The sequence below is a fragment of the Nocardiopsis sp. FIRDI 009 genome, from assembly GCF_003386285.1.
Lineage (GTDB): Bacteria > Actinomycetota > Actinomycetes > Streptosporangiales > Streptosporangiaceae > Nocardiopsis.
Window position 1 is genome coordinate 102,230 of sequence record NZ_QPNC01000012.1, and the last position, 22,526, is coordinate 124,755.

Annotated in this window: 19 protein-coding genes, 1 tRNA gene and 1 pseudogene; 13 read left to right on the forward strand and 8 right to left on the reverse strand. The window is 71.8% G+C overall.

Going from position 1 to position 22,526, the window contains the following annotated elements; genetic code table 11:
* Window positions 1–110 precede the first annotated feature (110 nt).
* The 4 genes from DVR05_RS10850 (at window position 111) to DVR05_RS10865 (ending at window position 3,834) form a co-directional block, all read left to right on the forward strand.
* A complete protein-coding gene (locus tag DVR05_RS10850) occupies window positions 111–1,775 on the forward strand; it encodes an extracellular solute-binding protein (protein ID WP_116245725.1) in 1,665 nt (554 codons plus the stop codon).
* Window positions 1,768–2,814: an ABC transporter permease gene (locus DVR05_RS10855; protein WP_369974520.1), complete on the forward strand. Its 1,047-nt coding sequence runs from the start codon at window positions 1,768–1,770 to the stop codon at window positions 2,812–2,814. The genes DVR05_RS10850 and DVR05_RS10855 overlap by 8 nt, the downstream gene beginning before the upstream one ends.
* A complete protein-coding gene (locus DVR05_RS10860) occupies window positions 2,811–3,722 on the forward strand; it encodes a carbohydrate ABC transporter permease (protein ID WP_116245726.1) in 912 nt (303 codons plus the stop codon). The genes DVR05_RS10855 and DVR05_RS10860 overlap by 4 nt, the downstream gene beginning before the upstream one ends.
* Before the next feature lie 39 nt (window positions 3,723–3,761).
* Window positions 3,762–3,834 (forward strand) — tRNA-Cys (locus DVR05_RS10865).
* A gap of 76 nt (window positions 3,835–3,910) precedes the next feature.
* On the opposite strand, the gene DVR05_RS10870 is transcribed toward DVR05_RS10865, so the two are convergent.
* The 4 genes from DVR05_RS10870 to DVR05_RS10885 form a co-directional block, all read right to left on the reverse strand.
* On the reverse strand, window positions 3,911–4,210 hold the full coding sequence (locus DVR05_RS10870) for a type II toxin-antitoxin system RelE/ParE family toxin (protein WP_198659131.1): 300 nt from the start codon (window positions 4,208–4,210) through the stop codon (window positions 3,911–3,913).
* Window positions 4,207–4,476: a type II toxin-antitoxin system Phd/YefM family antitoxin gene (locus DVR05_RS10875; protein ID WP_232832077.1), complete on the reverse strand. Its 270-nt coding sequence runs from the start codon at window positions 4,474–4,476 to the stop codon at window positions 4,207–4,209. Before DVR05_RS10875 ends, DVR05_RS10870 begins: the two co-directional genes overlap by 4 nt.
* A 249-nt stretch (window positions 4,477–4,725) precedes the next feature.
* Complete coding sequence (locus DVR05_RS10880; protein WP_116245728.1) at window positions 4,726–7,542, reverse strand: cellulose binding domain-containing protein; 2,817 nt, start codon at window positions 7,540–7,542, stop codon at window positions 4,726–4,728.
* A gap of 170 nt (window positions 7,543–7,712) precedes the next feature.
* The gene (locus DVR05_RS10885; RefSeq protein ID WP_116245729.1) at window positions 7,713–10,244 is read right to left on the reverse strand and encodes a glycoside hydrolase N-terminal domain-containing protein; all 2,532 of its coding nucleotides are present in this window, start codon (window positions 10,242–10,244) and stop codon (window positions 7,713–7,715) included.
* Window positions 10,245–10,329: 85 nt separating this feature from the next.
* On the opposite strand from DVR05_RS10885, the gene DVR05_RS10890 reads away from it, so the two are divergent.
* Both DVR05_RS10890 and xylA read left to right on the forward strand, forming a co-directional pair.
* Window positions 10,330–12,510, forward strand: a complete 2,181-nt coding sequence (locus DVR05_RS10890) for a beta-galactosidase (protein ID WP_116245730.1) — start codon at window positions 10,330–10,332, stop codon at window positions 12,508–12,510.
* A 49-nt stretch (window positions 12,511–12,559) separates the two neighbouring features.
* Window positions 12,560–13,717 (forward strand): xylose isomerase, encoded by a 1,158-nt coding sequence (gene xylA, locus DVR05_RS10895; protein ID WP_116245731.1) that lies wholly within the window; start codon window positions 12,560–12,562, stop codon window positions 13,715–13,717.
* A gap of 461 nt (window positions 13,718–14,178) precedes the next feature.
* Here the strand turns inward: xylA and DVR05_RS10900 are convergent, their stop codons facing one another.
* The 3 genes from DVR05_RS10900 to DVR05_RS10910 form a co-directional block, all read right to left on the reverse strand.
* Window positions 14,179–16,149: a TIM-barrel domain-containing protein gene (locus tag DVR05_RS10900; RefSeq protein WP_116245732.1), complete on the reverse strand. Its 1,971-nt coding sequence runs from the start codon at window positions 16,147–16,149 to the stop codon at window positions 14,179–14,181.
* Window positions 16,150–16,248: 99 nt separating this feature from the next.
* The gene (locus DVR05_RS10905; RefSeq protein ID WP_116245733.1) at window positions 16,249–17,232 is read right to left on the reverse strand and encodes a LacI family DNA-binding transcriptional regulator; all 984 of its coding nucleotides are present in this window, start codon (window positions 17,230–17,232) and stop codon (window positions 16,249–16,251) included.
* Between the two features lie 542 nt (window positions 17,233–17,774).
* Window positions 17,775–18,302, reverse strand: coding sequence for an ATP-binding protein (locus DVR05_RS10910; RefSeq protein WP_116245734.1), 528 nt, complete (start codon window positions 18,300–18,302; stop codon window positions 17,775–17,777).
* A 186-nt stretch (window positions 18,303–18,488) separates the two neighbouring features.
* On the opposite strand from DVR05_RS10910, the gene DVR05_RS10915 reads away from it, so the two are divergent.
* From DVR05_RS10915 to DVR05_RS10945, 7 genes and pseudogenes are all read left to right on the forward strand, one after another.
* A complete protein-coding gene (locus tag DVR05_RS10915; protein WP_116245735.1) occupies window positions 18,489–19,295 on the forward strand; it encodes a helix-turn-helix transcriptional regulator in 807 nt (268 codons plus the stop codon).
* On the forward strand, window positions 19,292–19,477 hold the full coding sequence (locus DVR05_RS10920) for a DUF397 domain-containing protein (protein WP_116245736.1): 186 nt from the start codon (window positions 19,292–19,294) through the stop codon (window positions 19,475–19,477). Before DVR05_RS10915 ends, DVR05_RS10920 begins: the two co-directional genes overlap by 4 nt.
* Window positions 19,474–19,644 carry a DUF397 domain-containing protein gene (locus tag DVR05_RS10925; RefSeq protein ID WP_116245737.1) on the forward strand — a complete coding sequence of 57 codons (171 nt, stop codon included), beginning with the start codon at window positions 19,474–19,476 and terminating at the stop codon, window positions 19,642–19,644. The genes DVR05_RS10920 and DVR05_RS10925 overlap by 4 nt, the downstream gene beginning before the upstream one ends.
* A 333-nt stretch (window positions 19,645–19,977) precedes the next feature.
* On the forward strand, window positions 19,978–20,397 hold the full coding sequence (locus DVR05_RS10930) for a hypothetical protein (RefSeq protein ID WP_116245738.1): 420 nt from the start codon (window positions 19,978–19,980) through the stop codon (window positions 20,395–20,397).
* Window positions 20,397–20,894: pseudogene (locus DVR05_RS10935) on the forward strand (ATP-binding protein). The gene DVR05_RS10930 and the pseudogene DVR05_RS10935 overlap by 1 nt, the downstream one beginning before the upstream one ends.
* Before the next feature lie 114 nt (window positions 20,895–21,008).
* Window positions 21,009–21,239, forward strand: a complete 231-nt coding sequence (locus tag DVR05_RS10940) for an antitoxin (protein WP_116245739.1) — start codon at window positions 21,009–21,011, stop codon at window positions 21,237–21,239.
* Window positions 21,236–21,631: a type II toxin-antitoxin system VapC family toxin gene (locus tag DVR05_RS10945; protein WP_116245740.1), complete on the forward strand. Its 396-nt coding sequence runs from the start codon at window positions 21,236–21,238 to the stop codon at window positions 21,629–21,631. The genes DVR05_RS10940 and DVR05_RS10945 overlap by 4 nt, the downstream gene beginning before the upstream one ends.
* A 328-nt stretch (window positions 21,632–21,959) precedes the next feature.
* On the opposite strand, the gene DVR05_RS10955 is transcribed toward DVR05_RS10945, so the two are convergent.
* Window positions 21,960–22,526: class I SAM-dependent methyltransferase (locus DVR05_RS10955; protein ID WP_116245741.1), on the reverse strand; the 567-nt coding region annotated here is incomplete at its 5' end.

A 22,526-nucleotide genomic window follows, 5' to 3' on the forward strand; every position in this document is an offset into this window, starting at 1 on the left:
AGTTCACAGTGCAGTAATTTGTCTAAACGGCCAACTAATTCATAGCAAAACGACCCCTCGTTTCCTACCCCTTGGGCCTCCCCCGCCCGCTCACCCGAAGGAACGACGTTATGCCCCCCACTCCGTACCGGCCGGTGCCCTCCCGCCGCCGCTTCCTCGGCCTCCTGGGCGCGACCGGCGCCGCCGCGCTCGGCGCGAGCGCCCTCCCCGGATGCTCGTCGTCCTCCTCCGGCGGCGGTGGCGGATCCTCCTCCGCCGCCACGTCGCTGGACGACCTGATCCCCGCCTACATCCCCTTCGGCGCCGTCACCCCCGACATCGAGGGCCGGCACGGGGCGCCGGACGGCTTCACCTCCTACCCGGACACGCTGCTGGAGGCGGTGCCGAGCCCTCCGGGCAGCGGTGGGCGGTACACGGCGATGACGCCCCTGTGGGGTCCGCTCCCGCCGGGGCTGGGCGACAACTCGTTCTTCGACCACGTCAACCAGCGGCTCGGCACGACGGTCGAGTTCAACTTCCAGGACGGCAACACCATCATCGACAAGATGAACGCCGTGGTCGCCGGGCGCGACGTCGCCGACATCACGATGTTCCCCGACTGGCTGATCAACCTGATCCCCCAGTTCAACCGGGCGGTGGGGGAACTGTTCGAGGACCTGACCCCCTACCTGGCCGGTGACGCCGTCGAGCCCTACCCCCTCCTGGCCAACCTGGACAGCGACGCCTGGCGGTGGAACGTGTTCAACGGGCGGCTCCAGGGCGTCCCGTGGCCCGCCGAGCCGTTCGGCAACTGGGTGCTCTACCGCCGCGACCTGCTGGTGGACGAGTACGGGCTGGAAGCGCCCACCTCCCCCGAGGAACTGATGGAGATCGGCCGGGAGATCAACGACCCGGACAACGAGCGCTGGGCGTTCGGCGACTTCAACCTGAGCATGCGCCAGGTGTTCGGCGCGCCCAAGCAGTGGCGCTACGAGAACGGCGAGCTCATCCACATGTTCGAGACCGACGAGTGGCGGGCCAGCGTCGAGTTCATGCGCGAGGTCTTCGACGCCGGGCTCGTCCACCCCGACATCGTGGCCCAGGGGGACAACGCCAAGGAGCTGCTCAACTCCGGGCGGATCATCTTCAACCAGGACGGTCTCGGCGGCTGGAACGAGGCGTACCAGCAGATGTTGGGGGACAACCCCGACCTGCGCATCGACCTCATGCCCGTCTTCGGCAGCGGCGGCAACGACCCCGTCATGCACGGGGCCGACCCCTCCGCCCAGTCGGTGTTCATCCGGCGGGGCATGGAGCCCGAACAGGTCGAGGAGATCCTGGGCGTCCTCAACTTCTGCGCCGCGCCGTTCGGCACCCGGGAGTACATGGACTACCGGTACGGGGCCGAGGGCGTCCACCACGAACTCGACGACGACGGCGCCCCGCAACTCACCGACCTGGGGCTCAGAGAGGTCAACGACGGCTACTACTTCCTCAGCGGGCGCCCCCCGGCGATCACCGAGAGCCAGTACCCGGACTTCGTGGAGTGGAAGACCGCCTGGTACAACCACGCCGCCCAGTTCACGGAGGAGGATCCGTTCGCGGGTATCCGCATCCAGCGGCCCGAGCGCTTCGCGGCGGCCGAGACCCCGATGACCGACAAGGTCGAGGACATCATCCGGGGGCGCGAGGACCTGAGCCAGCTCGACCAGGCCATCGCCGACTGGCGGCGTGACGGGGGTGACGAGGGCCGCGAGTTCTACATGGGGGTCCTCCAGGAGCACGGCCGTGACTGACCGGTCCGACACCGTGCCCGAGCTGGCCCGCCCCACGCCCCCCGCCCCCAGCGGCGGCGGGGGGCGGCCCCGGGCCGCCCGGAGGATCCCCGACCACCGGGGCGACCGGCGCCCCGGCGGCCGCAACCGGCGTCCGTTCCTGGCGCGGCTGCGGCGGGACTGGCAACTGCTGCTCATGACGCTTCCGGCGGTCGGCCTGCTGGCGGTGTTCCACTACACGCCGACGCTCGGCAACATCATCGCCTTCCAGGAGTACAACCCGTGGGACGGGCTGGTCGGCAGCCCCTGGGTGGGGTTCGCGCAGTTCGAGCGGCTGTTCACCGACGCCCGGTTCTGGAGCGCGGCGGGCAACACGCTGCTGATCGCCGCCGTCCAGCTGGTGTTCTTCTTCCCCGTGCCGATCGCGCTGGCGATCCTGTTGGACAGCGTCCTCTCCCCGAGGCTGCGGCTGGTGCTCCAGAGCATCGTGTACATGCCCCACTTCTTCTCGTGGGTGCTGGTGGTCACCCTGTTCCAGCAGATTCTCGGCGGGGCCGGTCTGCTGTCGCAGCTGCTGCGGCAGAACGGGTACGAGGCGCTGGACGTGATGACCAACCCGGACGCGTTCCTGTTCGTGGTCACCTCCCAGCTGGTCTGGAAGGACGCGGGGTGGGGGACGATCATCTTCCTCGCCGCGCTGGCGGCCATCAACCAGAACCTGTACGAGTCGGCGGCGGTGGACGGCGCCGGGCGGTGGCGGCGGATGTGGCACATCACCCTGCCCGGGCTGCGGCCGGTCATCGTCCTGCTGCTGATCCTCAAGCTCGGCGACATCCTCAACGTCGGGTTCGAACAGTTCTACCTGCAACGCGACGCGTACGGCGCGAACGTGTCGGAGGTTCTGGACACGTTCGTCTACCACCAGGCCCTCGTGACGGGGAACTACAGCGCGGGCGCGGTGGCGGGCCTGGTCAAGGGTCTGGTCGGGCTGGTCCTGATCCTGGTGGCCAACAAGATGGCCCACGTGATGGGCGAGAACGGAATCTACAGGCGAGCATGAGCACACTCTTCTCCGACCGTCCGGTGTGGGCGGAGCGCCCCAGCCTCCCGGCCCGCGCCGCGAAGAACACCGCCCTGGCGGCGATCGCCGCCGTCATCGTCTTCCCGCTCTACGTCGTCGTCCTGACCAGCCTGTCCCCCGCGTCGGCGGTGAACGAGGCGGGCGGTCTGGTGATGGTGCCGCGGGGCATCTCCTTCCGGGCCTACGCCGACCTGTTCAGCGGGGGCGTGGTCACCCGCTCGGTCCTGGTCAGTCTGGGCGTGACGGCGGTGGGCACCGCGGTGAGCCTCGTCGCCACCATCCTCGCCGCGTACGGGCTGTCCCAGCCGGGGTCGCTGTGGCACCGGCCGCTGCTGTTCACGGTGCTGCTGACGTTCCTGTTCGCGCCGGGGATGATCCCGCTGTACCTGCTGGTCAGCAACGTGGGGCTGATCGACAGCTACTGGTCCCTGATCCTGCCCACGGCGGTGAACGCGTTCAACCTGGTGGTGATGCGGGCGTTCTTCATGAACCTGCCGGGCGAGATCGCCGACAGCGCCCGGGTGGACGGGGCCAGCGAGTGGACGATCCTGACCCGGCTGGTCCTGCCGATGTCCAAGGGCGTGACCGCGGTCATCGGCCTGTTCTACGCGGTGGGCTACTGGAACGCCTTCTTCAACGCGATCCTGTACATCAACGACAACGCCAAGTGGCCGCTGCAACTGGTACTGCGCCAGTACGTCCAGCAGGGCCAGCAGCTGAGCAGCAACTCGGTGATCGGCGACGCGGTCCAGGGCACGGCGTCGGCGCCCAACCTGGCGATCCAGATGGCGATCGTGGTGGTGGCGCTGGTGCCGGTCACGGTCGTCTACCCGCTGGTGCAGAAGCACTTCACCAAGGGAGTGATCATCGGCGCGGTGAAGGGCTGACCGCCGGTTCCGCCGCCCAGCGCTAGACTCCCGCGTGGCGGGGCCGTAGCGCAGAGGTCGTCGCGCCGGTCTGCACAACCGGAGGACGCCGGTTCGAATCCGGTCGGTCCCGCCGCCCCCACGCCCGGAGCCGTTCCGGGCACCGTGCCGAACGACGGCGGCACGGCCCATCCCTCGCCGTGCCCGGATCAGAGACCCCGCTGGTATATGTTCCGGCGGTCACCGACGGAGATGACCCAGACCCAGATGATCGGTTGGCCTTCGTCGTCCTTCTCCAGGGTGTAGACGGCCCGGTAGTCACCGACGCGGAGTCCCCAACGACCGTGGTGCCCGGTCAGGGGCTTGATGTCGAACGCGCCGGTGTCACCGGCATCAAGGGCCTGCTGGAGTTCGGAGAGGCAGCGCAGGATCTTGACCGCCGCGCTGCGGGGGATCCCGCGCATCCTGCGCTGGGCGGCGGGGGTGAAGCGGGTGATGTGTCGGATCACTCCTCCCCCTGGGCGAGTTCACGGGCCATCTCCTCCAGGGAGACGGAGTGTTCGCGCCCTTCCCGCTCGGCCTCGTCCGCCAGGCGGTTGAGCCACGCGTCCTCAGCGGCTTCTTCCACCGCGAGCAGGCGGCGGTACTCGTCGGCGTCGAGAAGTACGGCTGTGGTCCGGCCCCGCTGGGTGATGAAGGTCGGCGTGTGGTCGTGGCGCGCGCGCTCGATCGTGTCGGCGAGGTGTCGTCTCACCTCGGCCATGGTCGCAGTCACCGGCTCGTTCATACAACCAATGTACTGGATGTACATCCGTTGGGCATTGGATTCGACTGAACCCCGCCTCAGCGCGGCCCGGGACCCCGCGACCGCGCATGGGTGAGGGGCCGGGAGGGGTTCACCCGTGTCTCCCGGCCCCGGGGCGTGTACGGCGGACACCTACCCTGCCGCGCGACGCCCCGGCGTCCACCGCACACGCCCTCGGCCCGCCCCCGGACGGGGGCGGGCTGTCGGTGGGTCAGCCGGTCACCCGCACCCGGTCCCGTTCAGGGCGAACGCCGTCGGGGTCCCGGGCCCGCCGTCGACCGAGCCGTTGAACCCGATCTCCGCCGTCGCCCCCGGATCGAGTCGCGTGCTCCACCCGGGCGCGGTGACCGTCACGTGGTCGCCCTCCTGCGTGTGGTCGCCGCCCCACAGGTCGGTGACGCTCTCACCCGAGGTGAAGTCCCACGCCAGCTCCCATCCCTCGACCGGCTCACTCCCGGTGTTGGTCACCTCGACGGCGGCCTGGAACCCTCCGTTCCAGGAACCGGCCACCGTGTAGTCGACCTCGCAGGAGGCGGGTCCGAAGGTCGGCTCGGGCGAGGGGTCCGGGGTCGGATCGGGTGACGGTCCGGGGGTCGGGTCCGGGCTCGGCGTCGGGTCGGGTCCCCCGCCTCCGTCCGCGAGGTCGCCGTAGACGATCCCGCGGCCGTTGGTGCCGATGTAGACCCGCCCGTAGACGTCGGGGTCGCCGGTGACCACCGCCCCCGTCCAGCCCCACTGGTGCCGGTCGTCGTTGATCCGGACCCACGTCCGACCGGCGTCGTCGGAGCGGAAGATCCCGCGCACGCCGCCGATCCGCGCACTGGTGTACACCGCCGGGTAGTCGGCGCCGGGGGCCGGGGCGCCGAAGCCGACCGCGTCGCCCTCGTCGACCGCGGCGATCCGCTCGAAGGTGGCCCCGGCGTCGGTCGTGCGCCACATGCCGTACTCGCCGTCCTCGGCGCCGCCCGCGACCCACACGTCGCCGCTGTGGCCGGGCACCGCGCCGAAGCGGACGTTGCCCTCCCCCGGGAGGCCGCCGAAGCCGGAGGCCGTGAAGGTCGCGCCCGCGTCGGTGCTGGTGTAGAAGGTGCCGTCGGAGACCGCGTAGAACACGTCCGGGTCCACCCGGTCGGCCTCCACCCTGGCGCCCTGGGGCACGCCGGCGGACGCCGTCCACGACGAACCGGTCGTGGTGGAACGGTGGACGCCCGCGCCGTCGGGGCTCCACAGGATGACGGACCCGTCGGCGTTGACCGCGACCGTCCCGCCGCCGGTCACCCCGCCGGGCTCCTGACCGCCGAACCAGTTGTTCCCGCCGTCGGTGGAGATCCCGATGTGGGAGTTGTCCTCGTCCTCCGCGTCCCCGACCCGCACGACCGTGTCGGGCGCCAGCTCGGCGAAGTCGACGCCGGTGCCGCTGCCCCAGTAGGGCCGCTGGTGCATCTGGTCGGGGACGGCGTCCAGGTCGCGGTGGACGAACCCGCCGATGTCGGCCATGACCGAGACCAGTGGTCCGCCGGGCAGGGCGGCCAGGTCGCGGATGGAGGTCTCCTCCAGCCCCCGGGCCCTGACCCCGATGTCGACGGTGCCGCCGGAGTCCCAGGCCGTGAGGTTGTCGCTGCCGTAGATGGTGGCGCCGGTCCCGTACATGAACCGGTCGGAGTCGAACGGGTCGATCGCCATGCCCTGGCTCATCCAGCCGAGCTTGGGCTGGTTCTCGGGCGGCTCGCCGGGTCCGCCGAAGTCCAGCCAGGGCGCGGCGGAGATGTCCATCTCGTAGCGCGTCACGCGTTCGGGGTAGTTCCCCCAGTCCCAGGCCCGCGTCCAGGTCTCGCCGCGGTCGGTGCTGCGGAAGATCTGGTTGTCCGGCCACCAGGAGATCTGGGAGGTGACCATGAGCGTGTCGGGGTCCTGGCGGTCGATGGTGAGTCCGCCGTAGCCGAAGTAGGCGTCCTCGGAGGTGGAGGGGACCGGGCTGATGTTGGTCCACTCACCGGACTCGATGTCGTGGCGCCACACGTCGCCCGACGAGCCGTCGTAGGGGCCGGGGGTGTCGGTGGTGGCGAGGTAGAGCTGGCCGCCCTCGTGGTCCAGGACGGCGTGCGCGGGCAGGTGTCCGGTGGGGGCGCCCTCCAGGGGCTCCCAGGTCCGGCCGCCGTCGGTGCTGCGGTAGACGGGGTCGTCCAGGTCGGCGACGCCGACGTAGACGTCCTGGGTCGCCTGTCCGGCGGAGCCCGTGCGCGGGTCGAACGCCACCCAGGTGACGCCGGTGATGTCGCTCTGCAGGTCCAGCGGGTCGTCGGGGTTCTCGACGTAGTCGCCCGGGTTGGGGAAGGACCCGACCTCGGCCCAGGTCTCGCCGAAGTCGGTGCTGCGCCACAGACCGTGGCCGCCCCGGACACCGAGGTAGACGACGCTGTTGTCGTTGGGGTCGACGGCCATGCGCTCACCGAGGCCGCGGCCGGGCATGTTGCCGCCGAGCTTGAAGGGCAGCTCGGTGACCTCCCAGGTCTCGCCGCGGTCGTCGGAGCGGAGGATGGCGCCGTTGCCCGGGTCCCAGTCGTTGGTGTAGCTCCCCGCCGCCGCGTAGACGCGGTCGGGGTCGACGGGGTCGGTGGCCAGGCTGACGATGCCGGTCCACCCCCACTCGTCCCAGCCGACCCAGTCCAGGAGGGGGTCCCAGGTCTCGGTGGCCGGGTCCCAGCGGTAGGCCCCGCCGACATCGGTGCGGGCGTAGACGAGGTCGGGTTCGGACTCGTTGAAGACGATGCCCGGGACGTAGCCGCCACCGACGATCTGGACGTTGTCCCAGGTGTAGGCGTCACCAGCGGCGGCCGTCGGTTCGGCCGAGAAGGCGGACCGGACGTCGATGACGGTGAGGGAGGCGGCGGTGACCGCGGCGGTCGCGGCCACCGCCGCCACCGGCCGGACGCGGGAGCGGAGGCGGTGGGGAAGGCGGGAGCGGGAGGCGGGATGCTCCTCCGGGGAGGGCGGGTACCCCTCCGGAGGAGGCGGTTTCTGGGGGTGGGGGGTCATAGGGAACTCCAGTGACGCGGGGAACCGCCCGCCTCCCCGCGTGGTGCGGTAGGGGGTAGGCGGAGGCGGGCGGAAATTCCCCATTAGTTTGAATAGACAACTAACAAAACGTCAACGGGGGTTCCACGGAAATTTCGAAGCGCTTCGACTTGGAGGCTCCGACCACAAGCTCACCCCGGCTGTGGGGTCCCCGGTCCGGGGGGCTGACGGTCTCCGCGCCCCACCCCCGTACGGAAATCCACTCTCACCTGCCGTTCCGGGGCGAGGGACACGCGGCGGCGGCTCGCGTCGGGCAGCCGGACGACCGTGCTCCGGGGCTCCACCGACCGCAGGAGCGTGGACGCCCGCCCCTCGGACCACTCCAGACGGTCCACGACCACCCCGCCGCGCGCCCGCAGGCCCTCCACCCGGCCCGAGGGCCACGCACGCGGCAGGGCGGGCAACGGCTCGATCCACCCCTCCCCCGACCCGGCCAGCATCGCCGCCGCGACCGCCGGGAACCCGCCGCCGATGTCCACGTTGAACAGCTCCCCCCGGTTGTGGGTGGGGACGAGGGTCGGACGCCAGTACCGCGTGGCCATGAGCGCGAGGGTCTCGTGGGCCTCCTCGGCCAGTCCCAGGCGGGCGGCCGCCAGCCCCAGCTGGACCAGTCCGAAGGCCATCTCGTCGGACTCCTGCCCCCGCCACCAGGCCAGGCGGGAGCGCACGGCGCGGACGGCCGCCGCGCGCCACCGGGGCGCGGCGAAGATCGGATCACCCTCGTACCAGAGGGGGAACAGGTGGGAGGCGTGACGGTGGCCGTGCCGCTCGGTCTGGGCGACCGCTCCGGCCGGACCCGCCCACTCGGCGAGCTCGCCCCCGGCGGCGATCCGGTAGCCGGGGAGCCGCGCGGCCAGCCGCGCCCACCTGCGGGCGCCCGGCACACCCAGGGCGTGGTGCGCGCGGACGAGGTTGCGGGTGAGGTCGCGGACGGCCGCGACGTCCATGGTGGCGTTGACGGCGGCCTGTCCGTCGGAGTCCCCCGGGGTGTTCTCGGGCGAGTAGGACGGCACGAAGCCGTCCTCGGTGAGGAAGTCCTCGTGGAACTCCCCGGCGGCGGTGAGGAAGGGCAGCGCCCGCTCCCGCAGGAAGTCCCGGTCCCGGGTGTGGGAGTAGTGGTCCCAGTGGAGCCGGGCCATCCACGCCGCGCCCGCCGTCCAGCAGGTCAGGCACCACTGAGGGCCGAAGTGGTTGTGGCGTCCGCTGGTGGAGGCGTGCGGGGGGACCAGGATCCCCCGGCAGCCGTAGAGTCGGCGCGCGTTCTCCTCAAGGTCCGCGGCCATGCGGTCGAGGAGGTCGAAGAGCCCGGTCATGAGCTCGGGGGTGCCGGTGGGGTGCAGGGCCGCCACGGCGGAGGGGAGGTTGCCGTCGAAGGTGTACCCCGACCGCCACGGGGGTGCGTAGGTGCCGCTCCACACCCCCTGGAGGGTGGGGGGAAGGTCGCCGCAGCTGGACACGATGGCGTAGCGCCCGGCGTCGACCAGCCGGGTGACCAGCTCCGGCGTCGGTCCGCCCGCCAGGAGGTCCTCCCCCAGCGGGGGTCCGGCCGGAAGCGGGGTCGCCAGCGGGGGTTCCGCCGGATGGTCCGCCGGACCGCCCGGGACGGTCGGGGCGGCTGGGGTAGCTGGGGTGGTCGGGGCGGTCGGACCGCCCGGGGAGGTCGATCCGTCCGAGGAGGTCGGGACGGTCGAGGCACGGGGGCCGTGCAGGGTGAGCCGGAAGCGGTCCATGAGGTCTCCGTGCACGGCGCGGTGCCGGTCCAGCCACCGCCGGTGGCCGGCGGTGTCGGTGGGGTGCGGTCCGGGCGCGGGGGCGGGCGGGTCCGCCTCACCGGGCTCGCCGACGTGGACGCGGAGCACCAGCCGGACCCGGGTGACACCGCGCAGTTCCAGGCCGACGCCGTCGCGGCGGACCGTTCCCCCTTCGCCCGCGTCGGGGCTGGGGACCCGCCGTCCCCCCGCCCCGCAGGTGCCCCCACTCAGGTCACCGGCCGACGCGCCGGGGGACACGACAACGGAGCAGGTCACGGCGTACCCCGGGAGGGCGCCGTCCGGGCGGTCGGGGAACGCGACCCGCAGCGTCAGGAGGTCGGGGACGGCGGTCGCCTCGACCCTGAGCGGGACCGGCGGGCGCTCGTCCAGCAGGGTGAGCCGGAGCCAGCCGTCCAGTCCCCCTGAATCAGGGTTCGCCGACAGCTCGGCGACGACCGCGTCGTCCGGGCGGGAGGCGAACACCCGGTGGACGGTCCCGTCCGGGAGGTCCTCGGTGACCAGGCCGGAGTCCAGGTCGCAGGTCCGCGTGACCGGGCCGCGCCCCGGATCGGCCGGGGTGAAGCCGAGGACGGCGGCGCCGAACAGGGGGTCGATCCAGCGGGTCTCCGCGTAGCCGGGGTGCTCGTCGGCGGCGAACGCGACGATCCGCTCCGCCGCCGCGCGCGACCTCCCCTGGCGGAGGAGCCTCCGCAGCTCGGGGAGGATCCGCGCGGTGTTCGGCGCGGGCAGGGCCTCGGCGGTCGGGAGGAAGAGCCGTTCGTGGCCGAGGGTGAGTCGGGTCCCGGCCGCGGTCCCGTGAACGAGCGCGCCCAGGCGGCCGTTTCCGGTGACCAGCGCGTCCTCCCAGTCCCTGACCGGGTGTCGTGTGCGGACGTGTCGGGGGTCGGACATGTCGCTCCTCGTGCGGCGGAGGGGTGGCCCGCGGGGACCGTCCTCGCCATACTTGGTTTGTTTTCCCCCCAAACTAAGGAGTCCCATGCCCTCCCCGCTCCCTCCCCCGCCGCCCTCCGGGCTCTGGTTCGGCGGCGACTACAACCCCGAGCAGTGGCCCGAGGAGGTCCGCGCGGAGGACGTCGAGCTCATGCGGCGGGCCGGGGTCACGCTGGTCACCGTCGGCGTCTTCTCCTGGGGGCTGCTGGAGCCCCGCGAGGGCGAGTACCGGTTCGGGTGGCTGGACCGGGCGCTCGACCGGCTCCACGCCGCCGGAATCCGCGTCGCCCTGGCCACCCCCACCGCCTCGCCGCCGCCCTGGTTCGGCCTCGCCCACCCGGACGCGATGCCCGTGACCGCCGACGGGGTCCGGCTCACCCACGGCAGCCGCGACACCTACGACGTGTGCGCCCCCGCCTACCGGGACGCCTCCGCGCGAATCGCCCGCGCCCTGGCGGACCGCTACGCCCACCACCCGGCCCTGGCCATGTGGCACGTCCACAACGAGTACGGCACCTGGTCGCACTCCGAGCACACCGCCCGCGCCTTCCGCGCGTGGCTGCGAAGGCGGCGCGGGGACCTCGACGCGCTCAACCGGGCCTGGACGACCGCGTTCTGGAGCCAGCACTACTCGGACTGGGAGCAGGTCCGGCCGCCGCGCGCCACCCAGTACCTCCCCAACCCCGCGCACGTCCTCGACTTCCGCCGGTTCCTGTCCGACGCGATGCTCGACCACTTCCTCCTCCAGCGCGACGTCCTGCGCCAGGCGCGGCCGGAGGTGCCCGTCACCACGAACCTGGCCTTCGGCGACTGGGTGCCGGTCGACCCGTGGCGGTGGGCCGAACACATGGACCTGGTCGCGATCGACGACTACCCGGACCGGCCCGGCACGGAGGGCGCCGAGCAGACCGCGTTCGCCGCCGACCTGGCGCGGTCGTGGGCGGACCGGGTGCCCGGCCGGGGACGCCCGTGGCTGCTGATGGAGCAGGCGGCGGGGGTCACCTACACCCCCGGCGGCGCCCGGCCCACCGCGCCGGGGGAACTCCTGCGGCGGAGTGTGTCACACGTGGCGCGCGGATCGGGCGGGGTGATGTTCTTCCAGTGGCGGGCCTCGCGGGGCGGCGCCGAGCAGTGGCACTCGGGGATGGTGCCGCACGCCGGTCCGGACTCACGGGTCTTCGGGGAGGTGTGCGAGCTGGGCGCGCTGCTCCCCCGCGTGGCGGAGGCCCGCGGGGCCGAGGTGGTGGCGGACGCGGCGGTCACGTGGGATCCGGAGTGCTGGTGGGCGCTGGGCGCGCCGTCGCTGCCGTCGCGGAACACGGACTACCTGGAGGCGGTGCGGCAGGCGCACCGCGTGCTGTGGCGGTCGGGCCGGACCGTCGACTTCGTCCGTCCCGACCGGGAGCCGCCCCGGGTCCCGCTGCTGGTGGTGCCCTGTCTGTATCTGCTCTCCGACGAGGCCGCCGAGCGGCTGGCCCGCTTCACCGAGGAGGGGGGCACGCTCGTGGTGACCCACCTCAGCGGCGTGGCCGACCCGGACGGCACCGTGCGCGTCGGCGGGTACCCGGGGGCCCTGCGCGGCCTGCTGGGGATCAGGGGGGTGGAGATGTATCCGCTCGCTCCGGGCGAGGAGATCGACGTGGGCTTCGGCCCGGAGGACGAAGCGGACGGCACCGACGCGGCCGGCGGGACGTACACGGCGACGGTGTGGAGCGAGGACGTCCGGTTGGAGGGCGCGGAGGCGGTGGCGCGCTACGCGTCGGGGCCGTTGGAGGGTTCGCCCGCCGTGACCCGGCGCCGCCACGGCGCCGGGTCGGCCTGGTACGTGTCGGCCCGCCTGTCCGACGCGGGACTGGCCCGGGTGCTCGGCGAGGCCGTGAAGACGGCCGGGTCCGAGTGGGCGCCTGAGGGCACGGGGACGGCCGGAGCCGAAGAGGTCGCCTGGGCTGAGGCGGCGCCCGGGGTCCGGGCAACGGCCGGGCCCGAGGGGGCGGCCGGGGCCGAGGGAACGGCGACGGAGCTGGACCTGGAGGTCGTGCGACGGGTCGACGGCGCCCTGACGTGGGTGTTCGTCACCAACCACGGCTCGCAGGCACGGCGGATCGACCCCGCGCTGTGGGGACTGGCCCCGGGAGCGCACGACCTGGTCTCGGGCCGTCCCGGAGACGGGCTGACCCTCCGGGGCGGCGGGGTCGCGGTCCTGCGCGGAACCGCCGTTGACAATTAGTTTGTTTATTAGACAAACTCATTCCATCGACCGCCCCCTGGAGGCATGCATGAACGACTACCGGCCCGTTCCGGAGGACCGGTTCACCTTCGGCCTGTGGACCGTGGGCTGGCGCGGCGTCAACACGTTCGGCGACCCGGTGCGGCCCCCGCTCGACGGCGCCGAGGCGGTCCGCCGCCTCGCCGACCTCGGCGCGTACGGTGTCACCTTCCACGACGACGACCTCGTCCCGCCCGGCACCTCCCCCGACGGGCGCGAGGCGATCCTCGACCGCTTCCGCCGCGCCCTCGACGACACGGGCCTCAAGGTCCCCATGGTCACCACCAACCTCTTCACCCACCCGGTGTTCCGGGACGGCGGCTTCACCTCCAACAGCCGCGACGTGCGGCGGTACGCGATCCGCAAGGTCGCGCGCAACATCGACCTCGCGGTTTCGTTCGGCGCGACGACCTACGTGTGCTGGGGCGGCCAGGACGGCGCCGAGAGCGAGGCGGGCAAGGACCAGGCCGCAGCGCTCGACCGGTTGCGCGAGGCGTTCGACATCCTGTGCGGTTACGTCCGGGACCAGGGCTACGACCTGCGGTTCGCCATCGAACCCAAGCCGAACGAGCCGCGCGGCGACGTGCTGCTGCCGACCGTCGGGCACGCCCTCGCCTTCATCCGGGAGCTGGAGCACCCGGAGATGGTCGGGGTCAACCCCGAGGTCGGGCACGAGCAGATGGCCGGGCTGAACTTCGCGCACGGCGTCGCCCAGGCGCTGTGGGCGGGCAAGCTCTTCCACATCGACCTCAACGGCCAGCGCGGGGTCAAGTACGACCAGGACCTGAGGTTCGGCGCGGGCGATCTGAAGGAGGCGTTCTTCCTCGTCGACCTGCTCGAACGGGCGGGCTACGAGGGACCTCGGCACTTCGACTTCAAACCGCCGCGGACCGAGGACATGAGCGGCGTGTGGGAGTCGGCCGCGGCGTGCATGCGCAACTACCTGATCCTGCGGGAGAGGGCGGCCGCGTTCCGCGCCGACCCCGAGGTGGTCGAGGCCCTGGCCGCGGCGCGCGTGCCCGAGCTGTCGCGGTCCACGCTCGGCGGGGACGAGACCCTGGCCGACCTCATGGCCGAGGAGATCGACCTGGCCGCCGTCGGGGAGCGCGGCTACCACTTCGAGCGCCTGGACCAGCTGGCGCTGGAGCACCTGATGGGTGTCCGTTAGCTCCGTCCCGGGGTCCGTGGGACCCTCCTCCCCCGACCGCCGACCGCGCGACGCGGGGCAGGGTGTCCGTTGGCTCCGTCCCGGGGTCCGTGGGACCGGGGCCGGTCACGGGTCCCGGGGCGGTCCGCCTCGCGCACCGGACGAACACGTACGCGAGGCGGACGCGTTCGACGACGACGGGCGAGGCGGGCGTCGATGGCCGTGGGCGACCCAGCGCTGGTCGAGACGCCGACAGCGGTCGGCCGGTTCGACCCCGGTCGGTTCCGGCCGGTCCCGGCCGGGGCCGAACCGGTGGCCGAAACCGACGCCCGTGCGCCCCTCACCTCCTCGACGCCGAGGTCATGTCGGCGCGCTTCCCGGAACGGCTCGCGACGGGGAGCTCACGTCAGACCGATCCGAGTGACCACGGGTGAGCACCCGGCGCCCCCGAGGAGGAGGAGCGGGGACACCGGGTGCGGCTCTCAACCGGCGATCGGCACGTCGGCGCCCTCGCGCAGCAGCACCGGCACCCGGTCCAGCGGCGCGTCCAGCTCGACCACCCCTCCGCCGCGGTGGACGGCGCCCGTCCACGGGTCGGTCCAGGCGGCCCCCTCGGGCAGGTACACCTCCCGGGACCGGGCCCCGTACTCGGCCACCGGCGCGACGAGGACGTCCGGACCGAACAGGAACTGGTCGTCCACCTCCCACGCGCGGGTGTCGTCGGGGAAGTCCACGAACAGCGGGCGCATCGGCGGCAGTCCCCGCTCGTGGGCGGCGCGCATCTGCTCCATCACGTACGGCCGCAGCCGCTCACGCAGGAACAGCATGTCCCGCAGGAGGGGGTAGACCTCCTCCCCGTACGACCAGACCTCGTTCGGACCGCCGCTCATGCCGGGATGGAGGTCGTGCGAGAACGGCTCCCGGTAGCCGTGCAACCGGAAGAGCGGGCAGAACACCCCGTACTGGAACCACCGGACCATCAGCTCCCGGTACTCCGGGGACTCCTGGTCGCCGCCGTGGAAACCGCCGATGTCCGTCGTCCACCACGGGATCCCCGACATCGCGACGTTGAGCCCCGCGCGGATCTGCGTGCGCAGGGACGCGAAGGTCGCGGGGATGTCGCCCGACCACAGGGCCGCGCCGTGGCGCTGGCTGCCCGCCCACGCCGACCGGCAGAGCGTGATCACCTCGCTCTCCCCCGCGGCGAGCATTCCCTCGTGGAAGCCGCGCGCGTGTTCGGCCGGGTAGATGTTGCCCACCTCGGTCCCCGGTCCCGCGTGGTACCGCAGGTTCTCCGGGTGCCCCGGCTTGAGCTCGGGCTCGCACGCGTCCAGCCACCACGTCCGGATTCCCAGCGCGTGGTAGTTGCGGCGCACCCTCTCCCACACGTAGGCGCGTGCGTCGGGGTTGGTCGGGTCGTAGAAGGACACCTGCACCTGGGCGTCCACCCCCTTGTCCGCCCAGTCGGCGTGCACCGGCGGACCCTGCTCGGTGGCGACCAGGTAGCCCTTCCGGAGCATCTCGTCGTAGTTCTCGCTGAGCGGGCTCACCGACGGCCACACCGACACCATCAGCTCCACCCCCATCTCCCGCAGCTCGTCCACCATCGCCTTGGGGTCGGGCCACTCCGCGGGGTCGAACCGCCAGTCGCCCAGGTGCGTCCAGTGGAAGAAGTCGCTCACGATGACGGAGAGCGGCAGGCCGCGCCGCCTGTACTCGCGGGCGACCCCCATCAGCTCGTCCTGGGTCCGGTAGCGCAGCTTGCACTGCCAGAACCCCGAGGCGTACTCCGGCAGCATCGGCGCGTGCCCGGTGACGTCGGCGTAGTGCTCCATGATCCGGGCGGGCCCGTCACCGGTGGTCACCCAGTAGTCGATCTGGCGCGCGGAGTCGCTCACCCACCGGGTGCCGTTCCCCGCGAGCTCCACCCGGCCGGTCGCGGGGCTGTTCCAGAGGAACCCGTAACCGCGCGAGGAGACCGTGAACGGGATGCTGACCTCGGCGTTGCGCTGCACCAGGTCGATGACGGCGCCCTTCTGGTCCAGGAGGCCGTGGGTGTGCTGCCCGAGCCCGAAGAACCGCTCGTCGTCGTGGGCGCGGAAGCGCTGCTCGATCCGGTAGTAGCCGTGGCCCGTGGAGGTGTACACGCGGGGACCGGGCCACCAGAAGTGGGCGCGCTCCTCGGCGACGAGCTCCTCGGAGCCCCTGAGGAAGCGGAGCATCCCGTCGTCCGTGACCTCCAGGGTGAGCCCACCGCTGACCAGCACGGCGGTGTCCCCGTCGACGCGGACCTCCGCCCGGGACGGCGGCCGATCGCCCAGGGCGCCGGGGATGTCCTCCCTCAGGACGGACAGGCCCGCCCGGACGCGGATGCCGTCGGGCCCCCATGCCTGGGCACGCACGACCTGGTGACCGCCGCGCCACTCGATGCCGTCCTCGATCTCGTTGAACACACGTCGTCCTTCCGGTTGGGGGTGGTGGGCGCCGCCGTCGAAGGCTGTCGAAGCGCTTCGATGACGTGCCCGGGAAACGGGACGGGTCGGTGGGTCGGGTCAGGGTGCGGTCGCCGTGCTCTCCCGCACGCTCAGGGTCGGTTCCAGGAGGGTCACCCCGGACACGTCCTCGCCCTCGATCTTGTCCATCAGCAGGCCGACCGCCCGTCCGCCCAGCTCCTCGGCGGGCAGTTCCACGGAGGTCAGGTGCGGCAGTCTCGGGGTGATCGACCCCATGACGACCACGGACAGCTCCGGCGGGACGCGGCCGTGCTCCTCGAAGGCGTCGAGCAGGGGGACGACCGAGGGCTCGTTGTGGACGATGAGCCCGGTCAGCCCGGGGCGGTCGCGGACGAGTCCGGCCGCCACCTCCCGTGCCGTGTCCGGCTCGCACGGGTGGAGGGTCACACGGACACCGCGCTCACGGGCCGCCCGCTCGAAACCGGCGACGGTGCGCTCGGCGAACCCGGAACGGCGCTCGTAGACCGAGGGCGGCTGGCCGACGAAGGCCACGTCCGTGTGCCCGAGTTCGGCGAGGTGCTCCACGCACGCCGCACCGGCGGCGGCGAAGTCGAGGTCGACGCAGGTCAATCCCTCGGTGTCCTCCGGAACGCCGATGAGCACCGACGGCAGGCCCAGCGATCGCAGCACGGGCACACGCGCGTCGTCGGCCGCCACGTCCATGACCACGACACCGTCGACCATCGCGCCCGCGGCGACCCGGCGCAGCCCGTCGGGCCCCTCCCCCTGGGTGAGCAGGAGGACGTCGTGGTCGTGGGAGCGGGCCGCGGTGACCACGGAGACGGCGAACCGCATCGCGGCGGGAACGTGGACGTCCTCGCGCAGGGGCACGACCAGGGCGATGACGTTGCTGCGGCGGCTGGCGAGGGATCGCGCCCCCGCGTGCGGTTCGTAGCCGAGCGCCTCGATGCTCTCGCGCACGCGGCGGGCGGTGCTCTCGGAGATCGAGCGCTTGCCGCTCAGGACGTAGGAGACCGTGCTCGGCGACACGCCCGCGTGCCGGGCCACATCGGAGATCCGCACGGTGCCGCACCGTCCCGTCGGTTGTCGAAGCGCTTCGATGAGATGTTACGCAGGACACCCACCCCGCGCAACGGCCTTCGGGCCCGTCCGGGTCCGGACCGCCGCGAACGGAACGGGAGGGAGGGGGGAGGGCGCTCGGGTGTCGCTCCGTTGCCGCCGCCCGCCGCCACGGCCGTGACAGACCCGACGACCGGCGACCCGACTCCCGTTCGCACACGTGGCGGCCGGGTCACGGTGACGCCCGGTCGACCGTCAGGCGCGGCGAGCCGTTCGATCGCTGTGCGGGCGCGGGCTGAGGGCGGGTGAACCGGGTGAATTCTCCCCTGAACGGAGGGTGTTCCGAAAAACCGACCGAAGGTGTCCACCACCGGCCCCGGTGAACCGGTGTACCCCGGACGCCGTTCGGGCATCCGTTCGTCCGGCCGCCATCGGATACGGCCGTTCTGACATGCGGGCGGGGGAAGAATCCTGACGGCGTGGATGTGTCCGTGACCCGCTGGCCTCCGTCCGCCCCTCCCCCTCCGGCGGGGGCGAACGGCGGTCTACACGGCGACCAGTGATCGGGGCGCGGCGTCCCGCTCCAGGCAGACGCGGACGGTCAGCGGCCCGCCCGCCGCGCCGGTCCAGTCCCAGTACGACGCCAGGGCGTCGACCAGCCGGAGGCCGTAACCGCCGCCCCTGAGGGGGTCGCCGCCCTCCTCGATCCGGGGCACCGGGATCGTCGGGCCGGGCCGGGGGCCGTCGTCGGTGACGGTCAGGATGAGGACGTGGCGGCGGCGTTCGACCACCACGGTCACGGTCCCGCCGGGGTCGCCGGACCGGGTGTGCCGGTGGGCGTTGGTCACGAGTTCGCTGACCACGGTGACCAGCGGGAAGGCCGCGTTGGGCGTGGTGCGCGCGATCTGGTGCGCCCAGACGCGGGCGATCCGGACGTGGCCCGGGTCGGGGCCGAGCACGATCCCGCAGCGGTGGGGGTCGGTGAAGCTCAGCCGCCGGGGCAGTGGGACGCTCGCGGTGCGCTGGCGGGGTACGCCCGTCGCGGGCTCGCGTCGAGGAGTAGCCTCGTTCATGTTCGTACCTGTCGTCGTGAGAGCGCGGGTGTGAACCGGGTCCCGGGGCCGTTGACGCGATCGCCGGGACTTCCTCGTCTCTCAGGCTGTGGCAGGGGCCGGACGGGAGGGAAGCGGTTCTACGAGATGGCCGCGATCTGGGGACTTCCGTATGTACGCGTACGTGTTCACTGACAAGCTGTACGCATGGACGAACCCCGGAAGCCGGAGTGGGTCAGGTTCGGGCAACGGGTGAAGCGCCTGCGTAGGCAGCAGGGGCTTTCACTCAACGAACTCGCCAGGAGCACGGGCTGGTCGGCGTCCTACCTCGGCAAGATCGAGAAAGCGACAAGAGCCCCGAACGGGGACGTGGTGACCGCGCTGGACCGTGCGCTGCGTACGAACGGCGCCCTGCTCCGCGAGTGGGGGGACGTGCTCAAGTCGAGGACGGAGCCCGAGTGGTATCGGCAGTCCCGTGACTACGACAAGCGCGCCCGCGAGATCCGCTTCTTCCATCCCGTGGTGGTGCCGGGTTTCTTCCAGACCTCCGAGTACGCGCGGGTGCTGATCACCCATGCGGTGCCAGGCGCGTCGGAGGAGTACATCCAGAACGTCATCGACACCCGAGCATCGTGGCGCGCGGATCTGAAGACGGACGCCGGTCTGATCCTCAACGTCATCATGGCCGAGACCGCCCTCTCGCTGCCGATCCCAGCCGAGATCATGTGCGAGCAGCTCGACCGGCTCATCCAGGAGTCGCAGGAAGCCGCGATCACCATTCAGATCCTCCCTGCTGGGGTACCTGACCTCGCCTGGATCACCGGACCGTTCAGATTGATATACATCGAGGATGAGCAGGCCGTCCTGTGCGTGGAACACCCGGTCGGGGAACTCCTTGCCGATGGTGTCCGTGAAATCCGCAACCTGGAGGCGGTCTTCAGCAGGCTCCAAGCGTGGGCGCTTCCCCCGGACGCCTCGGTGCGGAAGTTGAAAGAGATGAGGCAGGCACTGTGAACAGCTGGCACAAGTCGAGCTACAGCATGCGCGATCAGAGCTGCGTGGAGGTCCACGAGACTCCCCAGACCGTCCTGATCCGCGACACCCAAAACCGCGAACTGGGACACCTGACCTTCCCCGGCACCGAGTGGACCTCCCTCGTGGACACGCTCAAGGCACACGGGAGGCAGGCGCTGTGAACAGCTGGCACAAGTCGAGCTACAGCATGCGCGAACAGAGCTGCGTGGAGGTCGCCGAGGGCGCGGTGACGGTCATGCGCGACACCCAGAACAGAGAGCTTGGGCACCTCGCGTTCAGCGCCAGCGAGTGGACCTCCCTCGTGGACACCCTCAAGCGGCGCGACTGAGCACCACACCCGCCAGGGGCGCCCCTCCGTTCGGAGGAGGCGCCCCTTTCGCGTTCACGGGCGCTCACCACAGGACATCAATTCGGGCAAAAAGCACCACACAAACTATCGGGACAAAAAGGGCTGGTTCTTCTCCTCACCCGCCCTGAGCTGGAACAACGAGAAACCTGGTTCTCGCGAGACCCCTTTTTCGCAGAAAAATTCGCCCCTCCCCCCGGGCTCCCCTATTCTTTGTCCCGAACACAACCGCATACGCGAAGACCCCGCGGCGATTCAACTATCGCCCGGGGCCGTGGCCAGCAAGTTCACTCTTTAACCCGAAAGATTGCCGACATGGGCTATTCTATCCCTGCCCTCCTGCGCCCAACCCTGGAGATCCTGAGGGCTCTCCTCACCCCCGCGCGCGGACGCCACTCCGCGGCCGCCGCCCGCCGTCGCCGCTCCACCCGGGTCCGCCGCTACGCGCCGATGCCCGCCCCCGAGCAGGCCGCCACCCCGGAACCCCGACCCGCGCCCGGACTGACCCCGCCGCCCGCGCCGATCCCGGCCGAGGACCTGGCCCTCGTGCGCCCCTACTACACCGCACACGAACACGGTCTCGCCCGCGCCCAGCGGGAGGCCACCGCCCGTCTGCGCTCCTGGGGAGCCGCCCCCGACCCGATCCCCGCGCCCCGACCGGTCCCGCCGGGCGACCTCCTCGCCCCGGACCACCCCTCCTTCACCGCCCGGCCCCGGACGGCGGTGGCCGTCTGATGCGCACCGTCACCAAGGAACCCCGCCCGCTCGTCTTCTGAGAGCACCGCACCTACCCCGGCGACCTCGCCCGGCTCCGCGACGTCCGCGCCGACCTCGCCCGGGACCTGGCCGGGTTCGACCCGGACCTGGTGTCCACCGTCGAACTCGCGGTCAGCGAACTCTTCGCCAACTGCGTCAAGTACACGGACTCGGGCCGGGAGAACGGCGAGGTGATCCGTGGACTGTCGATGCCGGGGGAGGACGAACTGCGGGTCTTCCTGAGCGACTGCGGCGGGGGCGGAGGCGTCCCGCGCATCCCCGTGGAGCGGAGCGAGGACGAGTGGGACTGGGCGGAGGGTCAGCGCGGGCTGGCGCTGGTCGAGAGCCTGTCCACAGCCTGGGGACACTTCCGCCTGGCACCCTGGGCCGACCTGGGCACGCACGTCTGGGCCACCTTCCCGGTCGAACCCGGCACGGCACCGTTGGGACTGCGCCCGTTCGTCTTCACCCGCTGAGACGTGGGTCCCGGGGCGGCCCCGCCCCGGGACCCACGAGGAACCCGCGTAGGCGGCCCCACTCACCCGGAGACCTTGAATGCATAATGCTTTCAATGAAGATAGAATGCTTTCATGACTGCCCTCACCATCCGTGACATACCGGAAGAAGTCGTCAGGGAGATGAAGATCCGAGCCGCCAGGTCCGGTCAGTCCCTCCAGGCATACGCTCGCACCGTGCTCACCCGTGACGTCTCCAAGCCCACCCTGGCCGACGCCGTGGAGGCCGCCCGCCGCACCGCCCGGTCCGACGTCACCGTCTCCGACGTCCTGACCGCCATTGATGAGGGGCGAGCCGGGCGTTGATCGTCATCGACAACTCGGCGCTCGTCGAAATGCTGACAGCGGTCGGCCCGGTCGGTTCGGCTGTGGCCGACCGGGTGGCCGCAGCCGACATCCTGTGCGCCCCGTACCTCCTCGACACCGAGGTCATGTCAGCACTCCTCGGCATGGCCCGTGGCGGGAAGATCACGCCAGACCAGGCGGAGGCGGCGATGAGCGCCTACGAACGGCTACCGATCGACCGTTACGACGCGCTTCCCCTGTGGCCCCGTGTCAAGGTGCTCCGCGCGAACCTGTCCGCCTACGACGCCACCTATGTGGCACTGGCCGAAGCCCTGGGGGGCACGCTGATCACCAGCGATGCCCGCATAACCCGCAGCGGTGCGGCCCGATGCCCGGTGGAGGTCTTCGACTAGGAGAGGTCCTTCCCCGGGGTGTCTGGTCCGAGCATGAGGCGGGGGAACCCGTTTCCGGGGGCACCGCGTTCACCCCGCCGACCTCGCGCGAGACCTGGCCGAGCGGAAAACCAGCGCGATCCGGTCCCGGTCGAGAGCCTGTCCACAGCCTGGGGACACTTCCGCCCGGCACCCTGGGCCGACCTGGGCACGCACGTCTGGGCCACCTTCCCGGTCGAACCCGGCACGGCACCGCCGGGACTGCGCCCGTTCGTCTTCACCCACTGATTCACCCACTGGGACGCGGCTCCGCGCGCGGGTCCGGGAAGGCCCCGGACCCGCACCGCCGTCACGTCCGCGCGTGGACGAGAACCGGGAGGTCGAAGGGGCGCAGATGATCGGAGCGGGACCACAGGTCGCGGTCGACCGAGCCACGCGCCCCGGCCTGTTCCAGGACGGTGAAACCGTGGGCCGCGAGAAGACGGGCGGACTCCTCGGGGCTGAGGAAGGTGCGCCAGACCTCGCCGCCCCGCGCCGCCGCGGCCTGGACCGCCTCGGCGTACGCCTGCCCGGCGGCGTCGCGTCGGCCCTCGGGCAGAAGGTGGTCCATCACCAGTTCGGAGCCGGACGCCCAACCACCGACCATCGCCAGAATCCGGTCGACGGCGTCGAGGCCGAGGTACATGCTCACCCCCAGCCAGGACACGAAGGCCGGACGCCCCGGATCGAACCCGGCGTCGACCAACCGCGCCGGGGTGGACCCGTCCGCGAGGTCGGCGGAAACGAACGCCACGGTGTCGGGAACGGCGATCCCGGCGTCGCGCAGAGACCGGCGCTTCCATTCCTGCGTCGGGGAGGCGTCGACCTCGAAAACCCGGACAGCGCTGTTTTCGGAGTTTTCGGAACGGTAGGCGAA